The organism is Streptomyces sp. NPDC041108 (genome assembly GCF_055592645.1).
The window spans coordinates 788,801-803,054 of sequence record NZ_JBVIYK010000002.1 but is presented as its reverse complement, the minus strand read 5'-3'; the positions used below and the strand labels follow the sequence as shown (position 1 = coordinate 803,054).

Annotated in this window: 10 protein-coding genes; 6 read left to right on the top strand and 4 right to left on the bottom strand. The window is 71.8% G+C overall.

All coding sequences use genetic code 11. From position 1 onward, the window contains the following. Nucleotide 1: 1 nt before the first annotated feature. The 3 genes from ACZ6BB_RS09465 to ACZ6BB_RS09455 form a co-directional block, all read right to left on the bottom strand. Nucleotides 2-1,816: a fatty acyl-AMP ligase gene (locus ACZ6BB_RS09465; protein ID WP_471614685.1), complete on the bottom strand. Its 1,815-nt coding sequence runs from the start codon at nt 1,814-1,816 to the stop codon at nt 2-4. Between the two features lie 128 nt (nt 1,817-1,944). Further along, nucleotides 1,945-2,283, bottom strand: a complete 339-nt coding sequence (locus ACZ6BB_RS09460; protein WP_471614684.1) for a DUF6059 family protein — start codon at nt 2,281-2,283, stop codon at nt 1,945-1,947. A gap of 10 nt (nt 2,284-2,293) precedes the next feature. Then, on the bottom strand, nt 2,294-4,261 hold the full coding sequence (locus ACZ6BB_RS09455) for an HAD-IIIC family phosphatase (RefSeq protein WP_471614683.1): 1,968 nt from the start codon (nt 4,259-4,261) through the stop codon (nt 2,294-2,296). A 597-nt stretch (nt 4,262-4,858) separates the two neighbouring features. Here ACZ6BB_RS09455 and ACZ6BB_RS09450 point away from each other — a divergent pair. The 3 genes from ACZ6BB_RS09450 to ACZ6BB_RS09440 are packed head-to-tail and all read left to right on the top strand — an operon-like array spanning nt 4,859 to nt 8,626. Continuing rightward, nucleotides 4,859-6,481 carry an amino acid adenylation domain-containing protein gene (locus ACZ6BB_RS09450; RefSeq protein WP_471614682.1) on the top strand — a complete coding sequence of 541 codons (1,623 nt, stop codon included), beginning with the start codon at nt 4,859-4,861 and terminating at the stop codon, nt 6,479-6,481. After that, the gene (locus ACZ6BB_RS09445) at nt 6,481-7,818 is read left to right on the top strand and encodes a ferredoxin reductase domain-containing protein (RefSeq protein ID WP_471614681.1); all 1,338 of its coding nucleotides are present in this window, start codon (nt 6,481-6,483) and stop codon (nt 7,816-7,818) included. The genes ACZ6BB_RS09450 and ACZ6BB_RS09445 overlap by 1 nt, the downstream gene beginning before the upstream one ends. Before the next feature lie 40 nt (nt 7,819-7,858). Then, entirely contained in the window at nt 7,859-8,626 is a 768-nt protein-coding gene (locus ACZ6BB_RS09440) for an enoyl-CoA hydratase-related protein (protein WP_471614680.1), read from the top strand. A 418-nt stretch (nt 8,627-9,044) separates the two neighbouring features. Here the strand turns inward: ACZ6BB_RS09440 and ACZ6BB_RS09435 are convergent, their stop codons facing one another. Then, on the bottom strand, nt 9,045-10,499 hold the full coding sequence (locus ACZ6BB_RS09435; protein WP_471614679.1) for an amino acid permease: 1,455 nt from the start codon (nt 10,497-10,499) through the stop codon (nt 9,045-9,047). A gap of 709 nt (nt 10,500-11,208) precedes the next feature. On the opposite strand from ACZ6BB_RS09435, the gene ACZ6BB_RS09430 reads away from it, so the two are divergent. The 3 genes from ACZ6BB_RS09430 (at nt 11,209) to ACZ6BB_RS09420 (ending at nt 14,177) form a co-directional block, all read left to right on the top strand. Further along, on the top strand, nt 11,209-11,940 hold the full coding sequence (locus ACZ6BB_RS09430; RefSeq protein ID WP_471614678.1) for a FadR/GntR family transcriptional regulator: 732 nt from the start codon (nt 11,209-11,211) through the stop codon (nt 11,938-11,940). 78 nt (nt 11,941-12,018) lie between these two features. Beyond that, the gene (locus ACZ6BB_RS09425; protein ID WP_471614677.1) at nt 12,019-13,488 is read left to right on the top strand and encodes an APC family permease; all 1,470 of its coding nucleotides are present in this window, start codon (nt 12,019-12,021) and stop codon (nt 13,486-13,488) included. 173 nt (nt 13,489-13,661) lie between these two features. Next, the gene (locus ACZ6BB_RS09420; protein ID WP_471614676.1) at nt 13,662-14,177 is read left to right on the top strand and encodes a MarR family winged helix-turn-helix transcriptional regulator; all 516 of its coding nucleotides are present in this window, start codon (nt 13,662-13,664) and stop codon (nt 14,175-14,177) included. The last annotated feature ends 77 nt before the right edge of the window (nt 14,178-14,254 follow it).

Here is a 14,254-nt window from a genome sequence, read left to right as displayed (position 1 = left end):
CTCAGCCCACCGGTGCCATGGCCGGGTCGGCGGCCGGCGCGCCCTGGGCGCCGTGGGTGCCGTCTGGGTTTCCCTCGACGAGCGTGCGCACCGACGGGTCCAGCACGGAGTGCAGCGCGGTGACCGCGCCCTCGAGGAACAGCTTGCGCATCAGCGTCCGCTGGATCTTGCCGCTGGTGGTCCTGCGCACGGTGCCGGGGCGGACCAGCAGCACGTTGCCCGCCGGGACGGCGAACTCCATGCCGATGTGCCGCTGGATCTGGGTGGCGACGTCCTTCAGGTCCGCGGCGGCCGCGGCGGCCCGGATCTCGTGGATGACCACCAGATGCTCCTGGCCGCCGGTGTCGACGGCGAACACGGCCCCGGCGCCGATCGCCGGGTCCAGGCCGCGTACCGCGCTCTCCACGTCGTACGGGTAGATGTTGCGGCCGTTGATCAGGACCATCTCCTTCAGACGGCCCGTCACGAACAGTTCGCCGCCGCCCAGGACGCCCATGTCGCCGGTGCGCAGCCAGGCGCCCAGCTCCTCCTGGCCGGCGATCCGCGCGCCGAAGATCTCCGCGTTCACCTCCGGCCGCTCCCAGTAGCCGGAGGCCACGCTGGCGCCGCGCACCCAGATCTCCCCGACCCGGCCCTCGGGCTGCTCGGCGAGCGTCTCGGGGTCGACGATCCGCACCTCGAAGTCCTCGGCCAGCGCGACCCCGCTGCTGACCAGGGTCCGTCGCGGAGCGCCCAGGTACGGGCCCGCCAGGGTGCCCTGCTCCAGTCCGGCCGCGTCCACCTCGCGCAGCAGCGCGCCGCGCGTCTTCGGGGTACCGGTGACCAGCAGGGTGGTCTCGGCCATGCCGTAGCAGGGGAACATGGTCTCCGGGCGGAACCCGTAGGGGCCGAAGCGCTCGGTGAACGCCTGGAGGGTCTCGGCCCTGACGGGCTCGGCACCGTTGCAGGCGGTCCGCCACGACGACAGGTCCAGGCCCTCCAGCTGCGCGTCGGTCACCCGGCGCACGCACAGGTCGTACGCGAAGTTGGGGCCGCCGCTGGCGTTCACGCCGTACTCGCTGACCAGTTCCAGCCAGCGGGCGGGCTTGCGCAGGAAGGACACCGGCGGGATGAGCACGCTGGTGGTGCCCAGCCACAGCGGCTGGAGGATGTGCCCGATCAGGCCCATGTCGTGGTAGAAGGGCAGCCATCCGCCGATCATCGTGTCGGGGGTGTTGCCGGTGGAGCGGGCGATGGCCGCCTCGTTGGCGAGCAGGTTGCCGTGCGAGACCATCACGCCCTTGGGGGCACTGGTGGACCCCGACGTGTACTGCAGGAACGCCAGGTGGTCCGGGGTCAGCGCCGGGTCCCGCCAGGCGGCCGCGTCACCGACCGGGCCCTGGTCGGTGGGCAGGCAGACCACGTCCGAGAAGCCCTCGGCCGCCAGCCACGCCTCCACCTCCGGGGCGTGCTCGGCGAGGGTCAGCACGGCACCGACCCGGGCGTCGCGGACGATGCCGGACACCCTGCGGAAGTGCTGGCCCTGCTCGGAGGGCAGCGGCGCGGGCACCGCGACGGCCCCGGCGTAGAGGCAGCCCGTGAACGCCTTCACGAAGTCCAGGCCCGAGGGGTACAGCAACAGGACCTGACGCCCCGCCAGACCCCGTTCCTGCAGCCAGGACGCGATGTCCTTGGCCGCACGGTCCAGGTTCCGGTACGGCAGTCGCTCCGGCACCTTGCCCCGTACGCCGTCCGCGAGGAACACGAACGCGTCCGTGTCACCCCGTTCGTCCGACCGCGTCAGCACGACCTCCGCGAATGAACCGAATTCCGCCACCGTCTTTCCCCTCGCCTCGAAGCGACTCGTATCGCGTTGACATCGGTCGGCCCGGTCGAACCGACTGTCCGCCGGACCCGTCGTGCCGATCGTCGGGTCCGTCTCTAAAGCCCCTCTTGCGGCCGGCGTCACTCCCGCCGGCCGGGGCCGTCCTCCACCCGGCCGTGCCCCCACAGCTGTGCCCACAGCTCCCGTTCACGCGGGGAGAGCGGCACGTCGGGGACCAGGCGCTCGGGATGCGCGGGCGGCGGCTCGTCGAGCGGGGGCGCGCCCGCGCCGCCCGGTCTCCCGGCGTCCGTGTCGTCGAGCCACCACTGCTTGGCCTGCTCCACGGACGCCGGCGGCACCATGCCGAAGATGACGGCGAGCGCGCCGAACCCGTCGACGAAGAACGTGACGACGCCCTTCCTGATCCGCCGCGCCGCCGGGCGCGCGGACCACCACCCCATGCCGGGCGAGGCGGCCACACCGGCCGCCTCAGGACGAGCGCCGGGTGAAGTCCGTCCGCAGACGGACGTGCGCCGGCGGCGTCGGCAGGTGTTCCTCGGCCAGGTCGTGCCGGAACGACACGGTGCCGTCGGCGTCCTCGCCGGTCTCGGCGAAGCCCAGGGACGGGTACAGGCCACGCACCCGGTGGTTCTTGGCCGTCGGACGGTAGCGGGCGTACACGGCGGCCGCGCCCTGGGCCCGCGCCTCGTGCAACACGGCGGCAAGGCAGGCCTGTTCGATACCGCGGGCGAACACTCGGCAGCTCAGCAGCATGTTGTCGATGTGCCAGCCGCCGTCCGCCCCGCCCTCCGTGCCGACGTCCGTCCCGACGCCGCTGACCAGGACCGCTCCGACCAGTCCGTTGTCCCCGAACCGGTCCGCCGAGCGGATCGCCAGCACCAGCCCGTCGGTGGACTCGTGGCGGGCCCGCACGTCGGCCTGCTGGAGCCGCTCGGTGGTGAGGTTGAACTGGTTGGTGCGCAGCGTCACCTGCGAGACCCGTGGGATCTCGTGGTCCCGCGGGGGCGAGAGGGTGACCTCGACGCCCAGTTCCGCGAGGTAGTCCTCCATGGAGTCCGCGCCCTCCAGGAGGTCCTGGCGGGCCACCTCGGTGCGGTACTGCGTGGACCGGGCACGGTCCTCGGCCGTCAGCTCCCGTACGTCGAACCAGCCGTCGGCGAGCAGCCGTTCGATGTGCAGCGCCGGTTCCTCGTCGAGCCGGACCACGGCGACGCCGGGCAGGCTGCGGGAGACCAGGCCGCACTCGAACGGCGAGTCGTCGGCGAAGACGAAGCTGTCCACCCCGAGGTTGAGCCGCTGGGCGATCTCCAGCAGATTCCGGTCCTTGGGTTCCCAGTTGGCGGTGACCTGCACGAAGTCGGTCTCCCGCAGGACCATGTCGGGGTGCTCGCGCAGCACGCCGCGGACCGGCTCGATGTCGTTCTTGCTGCACACCGCGAGCAGGACGCCCTGCGCGCCGAGCTGTCCGACGGTCTTCTGGAACCGGCCGAACGCCTCGCCCCGGTAGGTGGTGGCGGCGGCGATGCCGTCCGGGCCGTCGTCGCCGAGGATGCCGTCCCACAGGGTGTTGTCCAGGTCGACCACCAGCACCTTCTTGGTGCGCCCGCGCAGCACGCGGGCCAGGTGGCCGACCTCCCGGGCGTAGGAGGCCAGGACCTCCTCGCCGAACTGCACCTTGGCGTAGGCGGCGAGCCGGGGCTCGTTGACCGGGCCGCAGGACGCGGCCAGCGGATCGAGGTCCACGACGTGGACGCGCTCGTGCACGACGGCCAGCCGCAGCAGTCCGGCGTTGAACTCCCGCCAGATCACCCCGAGCCGGGCCCGGGAGCGGGCGTCGACGAGACGGCGCAGATGGCCGCGCAGCAGGGGCACGGTGTTGAGCACCAGGGTGCCGCCGCCGCGCGTGACATAGCGCTCCACCAGCGAGGTGATCAGGTTCAGTTTCCCGGCGGTGACGCGCTGGACGTCCTCCACCAGCCAGGGGTGCGGCAGTTCCCCGAAGACGATCTCGGCGTCCAGCACGCACAGCGCCAGATCGGCGTCGTACATCTCGCTGGCGGTGTTGTGGAGATCGCGGCGCCACGAGTCGTAGTCGCCCTCGTGCAGCGTCGACAGCAGGCCGTGACGGGCGAGTTCGGCGGTCAGCGGGGCCGTGAGCCCGCTGAGGGTCGAGCCGCCGGTGACCGCGACGGTGATCGTCTCGGTGCCGGGGTGCTCGCGCAGCACATCGTCCCGGTCCAGCCGGGACAGCAGTTGCCCGGCTCGCGCCAGGTCCGGTGCCGGAGGTCCGGCGGGGTCACCCGCCGCGGCCAGTTCGGACAGCAGACCGGGCACCTCGTCGTACGCGTAGGCGAGGCGTCCTTCGGCGTGGAGGGCGCGCAGCCGGTCCAGCGGTCCGGTCCGCTCGCCCACGGCGGTGTTCACAACCGTGGCCATGGTGTCTCCATTCACTGAATCGCCCGTCGCTCGGCGCTCGCGGTGTCCCGAGAGCACCGACGCGGGCCCGCGCCCCATCCCGGACACGGACCCACCACCACTGCGGGTGGCCGCACCGAGCGTGCCGAGCGCGTCTTAAGCGCCCCTTGAGCGCCCGGACCGGCCCGCTCCCGGGGCGGACGTCAGGGCCGCCGACGTGCCGGGGCCAGCGGGGAGGCACCGGGGGCGCCGGGGAAGGCGATCGGGCGCGTACGTCCCGCTCCCGCACGTCATGGGTCTGCGCAGGCCACGGACCTGCGCCGCGCGGGCGGCCCCGGCCCGCCACCCCCACGCGCGCGTCCCGTGACGCGCGCTGCGAATGAGGCTCCTGGCGCCTGCCCGGAAGGGAGCTGTCCCTGTGCCGCAAGTCCAGTCATGTGACTGGTTTTCACAGTGACGCAGAGCACATTGAACGTTGAAGCTATTTGAGCCGCCACCGCACACCGGTGTTGTCGGCCGGCACCTCCGCACGACGCTCGACCATGCACCGTTCGAGGCACGTCAGCGTTCAGCAGCCCGAGGCATCTTCTCCCCACACAGCCAGGAGGTCTGTGAAGCATGCCCCTGAGCCATCTGTCCCTCCAAGACAGGGCCCTGTTCTGGCAGTTCGGCCAAGGTCCTGACATCCCCGTCCCCGACCCCCTCGTCCACCACGCCTTCGAACGGTGGGCCACCGCCGCGCCGCACGCGGTCGCCGCCGAGCACCTGGGCACGACGATCACCTACGGCGAACTGAACCGCCGTGCCACCCGCCTCGCGGCCGTACTCGTAGGGGAGGGCGTACGGCCCGGCGACCACGTCGGCCTCTTCGTGCGCCGCTCCATCCCGATGCTCGTGGGACTGCTCGGCACGCTGAAGGCCGGCGCCGCCTACGTCCCGCAGGACATCGGCCTCACCCCCGCCGCCCAGCTGCGGCACGTCATCCGCACCGCCGGAACCCGGGTCGTCCTGACCCAGTCGGAGCACTCGCTGCGGGTGCCCCTGCCCGGCACCGGACACCGGCTGATCACGCTCGACGACGATCTCGCCGGCCCGACCGCGCACGGGCCGGTCCGTCCCGAGCGGCCCGTACGCCCCGAGCGGCCCGTACGCCCCGACGACGGGTGCTACGTCCTGTTCACCTCCGGCACGACCGGCAAGCCCAACGGGGTGAAGGTCACCCACCGCAACGTCGCGAACATCCTCCTCACCGCGCCCGGCGACCTGGGCATCCGCCCCGGTGACCGGGTCGCCCAGCTCCTCAACATCGCCTTCGACATGGCCGCCTGGGAGATCCTCGGCTGTCTCGCCCACGGCGGCACGCTCGTCGTGCGCGGCAAGGACGTCAGGGCGGCGGCCCGCACGGCGGACGTGCTGATCGCGACGCCGACGGTGCTGTCCGGAATCGACCCGGCGGACTGCCTCCGGGTGCGGACGGTGGCCGTCGCGGGTGAGCCGTGCCCGCGCCCGCTCGCGGACGCCTGGGCCCGGCGGTCCGCCTTCCACAACTCCTGCGGGCCCACGGAGACGACGATCGTGAACACGATGCGCCGGCACCGCGTGGAGGACGCGCTGCTCACGATCGGCCGCCCCACCCCCAACAACACGGTGTACGTCCTCGACGAGCACCGGCGTGCGCTGCCCATCGGGGAGGTCGGCGAGATGTGGGCCGGGGGCGACTGCGTCTCGGCCGGCTACCTGGACAACGAGGCGCTGAACGCCGAGCGGTACGCCCCCGATCCCTTCCTCGGCGGCGGCCACCGCATGTTCCGCACCCGCGACCTCGGCCGCTGGACGCCGGACGGCGAACTCGAACACCTGGGCCGTACCGACGACCAGGTCAAGGTCCGCGGCTTCCGCGTGGAACTCGACTCCGTCTCCTCGGTGCTGGAGTCGGTGGCGGGCTGCTCCCGCGCCGTCACCCTGAAGCGGGACGCCCGCAGTCTGGTCTCCTTCGTCTGCCCGGCCGACGTCGACCCGGACACGGCCCGGCGCGCGGTGGCCGACGTCCTGCCGTACTACTGCGTGCCGGCCACGGTCCTCCCGGTGGCCGCGCTGCCGGAGACGGACCGGGGCAAGGTCGACCGGGCGGCACTGCTGCGGCTGGCGGCCCAACGGGAGGAGGCCGCCCGGGCGGTGACGGTTCAGGGCGAGGGGGCACCGCTGATGTCGGTGTCGGCGGTGCGAGAGGGGGCGGCCTGATGACGTCGTCCGTCGAGACCTCGTCGGCCGGGACCTCGTCCGCCGAGGCGGGAGGCGCCACCCGCGCGGCCTCCCCCACCCCTCCCGCGCCTGCCTCGGCTCTCGCCGAACTCCCACCGCTCACGTCCGCGCCCCGCCGCCTGCTCAAGCACCCCCGCCTGATGCACCACAACCGCCTCGCGGCCCTGGTGCTGCTGGTCAACATCGTTTTCCTGGCGGTCAGTCGGGGGCCGGACGCCGAGACCGTCGGCTACGCGTCCCTCGCGAACCTCGCGCTCGCGGTGGTGGTCCGGCAGCAGTACGTCATCAACCTCTTCTTCCGGCTGGCGACCCGGGCTCCGACGAGCTGGCCGCTCAAGGCGCGGTGGACGCTCGGAAAGGTCTACCACTTCGGCGGACTGCACGTGGGCGGGGCACTGGCCGGAGCGGCGTGGTTCCTCGCCGGGGCGGTGGTGGCGACGGCCGACGGGGCCGACCCGGCGCTCGTCACGGTGAGTTGGACGCTCGTCGCCCTGCTCGCCGTCATCGTCGCCACCGCCCTGCCTCCGTTCCGCGCCCGCTTCCACGACCACTTCGAGAAGATCCACCGCTTCGGCGGCTGGAGCGCCCTCGTACTGTTCTGGACGCACACGCTGCTGGGCGGACAGGGGCCGGTCGCCCTCGGGGTGCTGGCCGTGGTCACCTTCAGCGTCGCCCTCCCCTGGCTGCGGCTGCGCAAGGTGGACGTACGGATCGAGAAACCCTCCACGCACGTCGCGCTGGCCCGTTTCGACCACGGCGTGACCCCCTTCGCGGGGTCCTCCACCGCCATCAGCCGCAGCCCGCTCACCGAGTGGCACTCCTTCGCCAACGTGCCCTCACCCGGCGAACCCGGCTTCCGGCTGACCATCTCCCGCGCGGGCGACTGGACCGGCTCGTTCATCGACGACGCGCCGACGAAGGTCTGGGTCAAGGGCATCACCACGGCCGGGGTCGCCAACATCGAGACCCTGTTCAGCAAGGTGATCTACGTCGCCACCGGCAGCGGCATCGGCCCCTGCCTGCCGCATCTGCTGGCCGCCGAGGTGCCCTCACGGCTCGTATGGGCCACGCGTGACCCCCGCAGGACCTACGGCGACGAACTGGTCGACGAGATCCTCGCGGTCCAGCCGAACGCACTGGTCTGGGACACCTCGCAGCACGGCAAGCCGGACATGGTGCGCCTCGCGTACACCGCGTACCGCGACTTCCGCGCCGAAGCCGTCATCTGCATCTCCAACAAGAAGCTGACCTGGCAGGTCGTTCACGGTCTCGAACGGCGCGGGATTCCCGCGTACGGCGCGATCTGGGACTCATGACACACCGCCGGATTCGACAAGCGAGGGAGAGGGAGAGTCGATGAACACCCTCAAGATCGAACGTCATGACCGCGTCGTCACGGTACGACTCCATCGGCCGCACGTCCTGAACGCCCTCAGCAGCGAGCTGCTGACCGAACTCCTCGACGTACTGCGCCCGTTGGACCGCGATCCGGAGGTCGGCTGCTTCGTGATCACCGGTTCGGAGAAGGTCTTCGCGGCCGGTGCCGACATCAAGGAGATGGCCGGGAAGTCGGCCGTGGACATGGCCGCGGAGGACTACTTCGCGGGCTGGGAGGAGTTCGCCGGATTCCGGACGCCGAAGATCGCGGCGGTCAACGGGCACGCACTGGGCGGCGGTTGCGAACTGGCGATGATGTGCGACCTGGTCGTCGCGGGCGAGTCGGCGGTCTTCGGCCAGCCGGAGATCAAGCTCGGCGTGATCCCCGGCATCGGCGGCACCCAGCGGCTGACCCGCCTGGTCGGCCGCGCCAAGGCCATGGACCTGATCCTCACGGGCCGCACGATGAGCGCCCGCGAGGCGGAGGCCGCGGGCCTGGTGTCGCGGGTGGTCCCGGACGACCGTGTCCTCACCGAGAGCACGGACGCCGCGGCGGCCATCGCCTCCTACGGCCGCCGGGCCGTCACGGCCGCCCGCGAGTCGGTCGACCGGGCCCTGGAGACCGGCCTGCGCGACGGGCTCCTCTTCGAACGGCGCGTGTTCCACGCCCTGTTCGCGACAGCGGACCAGAAGGAGGGGATGAGCGCGTTCCTGGAGAAGAGGGCGCCTGTCTTCGAGGACCGCTGACGGTGTGACCCGTCCGACCCGGCGAGCGGGGCGGCGGACGGACTCCCCGTCCGCCGCCCCTCGTCGTACGCGGATGACGAGCCCCCGGTCCGCCCGAGGCAAGGCGAGGTGGATCTGACGGTGAGGGGCGGTGCTTCGGTTCGTGGCCCATGCCTGCACCGGAGCAGTCCGCACCTTCGAGCGCGGCCGAGCCGGTGCACCCGAGTGGCGGGTGGCTGCGACGGGTCTGTTCGGCTGCACCCGAGTGGCGGGTGGCTGCGGCGGGTCTGTTCGGCGACAGCGGTCCGCAGCGGCCCGGCTCGGCGCCGGATGCCCGTGCTTCCGCGGAATCGGGGACGAGTGCGGCCGTGAAGCCGGTGACGCGGCGGGAGGGCCGCGTCACCGGCGGATCGGGACGGCCGTACGACGGGCCGGGCCGCTACGAGAGGGTGACCTTGTCCTGCCGGGCGTTCCGGGCCCGCCGCTCGCGGACGAGAGCGAAGGCCACCACGACCCCGGCGAGCAGAGTGGACAGGACGACCTGGTCGCGGCCGCCACCGTCGGCGGTGTCGGTCAGCATGTAGACCAGGACGAATGTGATCATCCCGATGGTGGCCCAGGTCAGGTAGGGGTAGAGCCACATCCTGACGACCAGCTTGTCCGGCGACTCACGCTGGATGATCTTGCGCATTCGCAGTTGGGAGAAGCAGATCACCAGCCAGACGAAGAGAGCGATCGCGCCGGAGGAGTTCAGCAGGAACTGGAAGACCGTGTCCGGCCAGAGGTAGTTGAAGGCGACCGCGACGAAGCCGAAGACCACCGAGGCCAGGATGGCCGCCTGCGGGACTCCGCGCCCGGTGGTGCGGGCGAAGGCCGCCGGGGCGTCGCTGCGACGGCCGAGCGAGAACGCCATCCGGGAGGCGGTGTAGAGGCCGGAGTTGAGACAGGACAGCACGGAGGTGAGCACGATGGCGTTCATGATCTCGCCGGCGTGCGGGATGCCGATGGAGTTCAGCGCGGCAACGTACGAGCCGTCCTTGAGGATCGCCGGGTCGTCCCAGCGCAGCAGCGACACCACGATCAGGATCGAGCCCAGGTAGAACACCCCGATCCGCCAGATGACACTGTTGGTGGCCTTGGTGACCGCGGCCCGCGGGTTCTCGGTCTCGCCGGCGGCCAGGGTGACGATCTCGCTGCCCATGAAGGAGAAGACGACCATCAGGATGCCGGTGAGGATCGCCCCCGGCCCATTGGGCAGGAATCCGCCGTGGTCGGTCAGGTAGGAGAAGCCGGACGCCGGGTGGTCCGAGCCGGGCAGCAGGCCGAAGATCGCGAGTCCGCCGACCACGATGAACGCGGCGATCGCGACGACCTTGATGCCGGCGAACCAGAACTCGAACTCGCCGTAGGAGCCGACGGAGACGAGGTTGGTGGCGGTGAGGACCACCATGACGAGCAGGGCCCAGCCCCACTGCGGGACCGCGGGGATCCACCCGGCCAGGATCTTGGCGCCGGCGGTCGCCTCGACCGCGAGCACCACGACCCAGAAGAACCAGTACAGCCAGCCGATGGTGAAGCCGGCCCAGCGGCCCAGCGCACGGTCCGCATAGGCGGAGAACGAGCCTGAGGTGGGATTGGCCGCGGCCATCTCGCCGAGCATCCGCATGACGAGGACGACGAGGGTGCCGACAAGGAGGTAGGAGATCAGGATGCCGGGACCGGCGGCGGCGATGCCGGATCCGGAGCCGACGAACAGACCGGCACCGATGACACCACCGATCGCGATCATCGACAGATGACGGTTCTTCAGTCCGGCTTGCAGGCCGGATCCTCCTGAGGGGCTCTCGGTGGTGGTCACCGGATCGGGCGCGGGACGAGGGGCTTGTGTGGTCATCTCGGCATCCAGGAAGCAGGTGGGGACGAGGGAGGGTTCCGGCGGGACCGGGCGGCCGGCGGCGGGGATGCCGTCGGGTGGGGGGCGCGGGCGTGCCGGGTGACGGTGCGGGTGGCGATCACGGCCTGAGGGAGGGCATGGTGGACCGTGGCCTCCGGGTCCGGTCCCTGCTGGACCGTCGAACCGGTGGCGTTCAGGAAAATAGTTCAGGACGATCGAATAAAACAAGGGGTCCGACCGCCCACGCCCTGGCGTCAGCACGCCGTCCCGCCGGGGCACGCACACCCCGCACCCGCTCGGCCCACACCCTGCCGACAGCCCCCGCGACCCGCCCACCGGGGTGCGAATTCCCTGGTCGGGGCGGCGATGGACCGGCCTCCGCACCCGCCCCGCCCCCCACCTTCCGGCCCGGTCACGGCAGGGTCTTGTTTAACTGTTCACCTTGCTCTAATTTTTCCTGCAGCGCGACCCGCTCCTCCCGTCGCGACGCCCGTGCCGTGCCGCGCCGTCTGTGCCCGCGGCCGGAGCGGGCCGGTTCACCACCTCCTCGGGAGTCCCCATGCACCACACCGCGGTGTCGTCGCGGGAACCACCGGCGGGCCCGCCCGCCCCGCACCGAGCACACGCTCGCCCTCGACGCCGGCCCGGCGCACCGCGCGACGGCCGTCGGGGGCCGCGACCGCGATCAGCGGGCCGTTAGGGTGGCGCCGTGGCGAATGCAGCGGGCAAGTTCGGGCCCTACAACCCGCCAGGCCCGGCGACGACGGCGGTCACCGGCGTGGGACTCGCCCGCGCCCTGCCCGGCGGGGGCCAGAGCGGATCCGACCTCGTCCGGTCACGGATCGCACTGCGGGTACGCCTGCGTTCCGTACGGCCCGGGGACCGGCTGCCCGACGCCGGGGTCCTCGCCGAGGAGCTCGGCATCGGCGAGATCACCGTGCGCCGCGCACTGGAAGGCATGTGCCAGGACGGCCTGCTCGACCGCCGGCGCGGACGCGCGGGCGGAACCTTCGTCGCGCAGGAGTGGGACACCGTCGTGGCCCTGACCCACGACCCCGAGGAGGCGGCCTCGCTGGAAGCCTTCCGGCTCCTGCTCGAATGCGGCCTCGTGGCGCACGGTTCGGGAGAGGTCCCGCCCGCACGGCTGGACGGGCTTCGACCGCTGGTCGAGGAGATGGAAGAGACTGACGACCCGGCCCGCCTGGCCGAGCTGGAGACCCGATTCCACCTGGACCTCGCGGTGGCGCTCGGCGGCGCCGGGATCCGCGAGTTCGCCGCCGACCTGCTCGGCCGGCTGTGCCTGCTGCTGCCCGCACCGGAACCCGCGGTCGTCCGGGCGCAGAACCACTGCCACGCCGAGTTGCTCGCCGAACTCGGGCGGGGCGCGACCGATCCGGCCGTGCAGGCGGTGAAGGCGCACCACCGCTCCCGGCACCGCTGACGCGCCGGTCCGTGCCGGCCCGGCCGTCGCGAACCCGCGCATCCATCACACCGCCACACCACACGAGGAGTTGCCGCCATGCCCCACCCCGGAGCCGGCTCGCCGTCCCCGCCGGGTCCTGCCGGCGGCGCGCCGCAGCGGCTGCGCGGTGGCGTCCTCGGCATGGCGGACATCGCCGCGGCCACGATGGCCAACGTCGGCCCGGCCATGAGCTTCTTCTTCGGTTTCGCCTTCCTTGCCACCACCGCGGGCGTGGCCTCACCGCTGACCATTCTCGCCGCGGGCATCGCGGTGGCGCTTCTCGGCAACACCCTGGCGGAGTTCTCCCGGGCACACCCCTCGGCGGGCAGCTTCATCACCTTCGTCGGCAAGACCTTCGGGCCGGTCAGCGCGGTGACCACGGCGCTGCTGGCAGCGCTGGGCTACATCATCGCGATGGCCGGCGTCATCTCGATCTCCGGCGGGTTCGTGCAGATCACCCTGCACCACTACACCGGGGTGGACCTGCCGTGGATCATCTGGACGCTGCTGCTCACCGGGCTGGCCGTGGCGCTGATGCTGCGCGGGGTGGTGGTCTCCACCAAGTGGGCCGGCTACTTCTTCGGCGCGGAGATGCTGGTGCTGGTCGTGGTCTCGGTCGCCGCGCTGGTGGAACACCGCGGCGCCCTGTCCTTCGACCCGTTCCTGCCCAGCCGCATCAGCGACGGCTTCAAGGGGCTGGCGGCAGGCTTCCCGCTGGCGGTGTACCTGTTCATCGGCTGGGAGAACTCGGCGGCACTCGCCGAGGAGACGGAGAACCCGCGCCACAACGTCGGCCGCGCGGTGTTCTCCTCCGTCGCGATCATGACGGTGAGCTACATCCTCTTCGCCTACGCCACGGTGACCGGCTTCGGCTACGACGTGAACCGGCTCGGCGCCTCCCGGATCCCCTTCGTGGAGGTGGCCGACGACACCCTCGGCGTGCTGGCGTTCCTCGCCTATCTCGGCGGACTGACCTCCACCCTCGGCGTGCTGATCGCCGGCATCAACTCCCAGGCCCGCCTGGTGTTCAACGCCGGACGCGAGGGGCTGCTCCCCTCCTTCTTCGGCTATGTGCACCCCATCCGCCGCACACCGAACAAGGCGATCATCACCTTCACCGCCACCGCTCTGCTGATCATCGGCGGCTGGGGCCTGGGCCACCTGCTGGGCTCCTCCGGCGACTCGATGAACCCCGTGGTCTTCTTCACCGAGTCCTCGACGCTCGGCGCCATCCTGATCCTTCTGGTCTACCTCGCGTCGAACATCGCCCTGCCGTTGTACTACCGCAGGTACCGGCCGCAGGAGTTCCGGCTGGTGCGGCATCTGGTGCTGCCCGTGCTCGGTACGGTGGCCATCCTGATCCCGCTCTACTATCTGGCCAAGCCCGGCCAGCCCGCGCCCTACAACTGGTTCCCCTACGTGGCGGTCGCCGCCCTGCTCGCCGCCGTCTGCTACGCGGCCCTCCTGGTCCGACGCGACCCGACCCTGGCCGAACGCGTCGGCTCCATCGTGGCCGACGCGGACTGACCCTCTCCACAGCCACGCGCACGGACGGCGAGGACGGGCTCCAGGGCCCCGGGAGCGTGGAGGTGGGCGGCGTCGGTGGAGAGACCCCGGCCGGGGCGCGGCCTCCCTGGGCGCCACCGGTCCGTAGCCTACAATTAGCTGTCCATGGAAGATAATTCTACGGAAGCCGAGTGATGCCCGACGCCGACCTGAAGCAGCTGTACCGGGAGCTGGTCTCGCTGGAGATCGAGCTGTGGGACGGCATCGAGGGGCGCTTGAAGGCCGAGTACGACCTGCCGCTGACCTCGTTCGAGGTGCTGCACCTGCTGCATCAGCAGCCCGGGCGGCGGATCCAGGACATCGCGGAGAAGTTCTCGATCACGGTGGGCGGCACGAGCAAGGTGGTCGATCGCCTTGAGGCGGCGGGCCTGTGTCAGCGGCGGGCCAATCCGAACGATCGCCGTTCCTCGATCGTCGAACTGACGCCAGGGGGGCGGAAGCTGGTGGACGGGGCGCTGAAGGTCTTCGAGGAGGAGCTGGAACTGCGTATCGGGTCGGTGATCTCCGAGCAGTCCGTACGCGAGGTGACCGCGGTCCTCAGCACGCTGCGAGCCGCCGGACGCGCCCTGGACGCGGAGCGGAAGGCCGCCGCACGGACGCCGGTGCCGGCCATGCGGGCGCCGAAGCAGCCCGGCCGACCGGCACCGTGAGCCGCGACGGCTCGGCAGCGCCCGTGGGTCGATCAGCCGGAGCCGGCTGCGCACAGCCCCCGGCCGCGGCCCGTCAG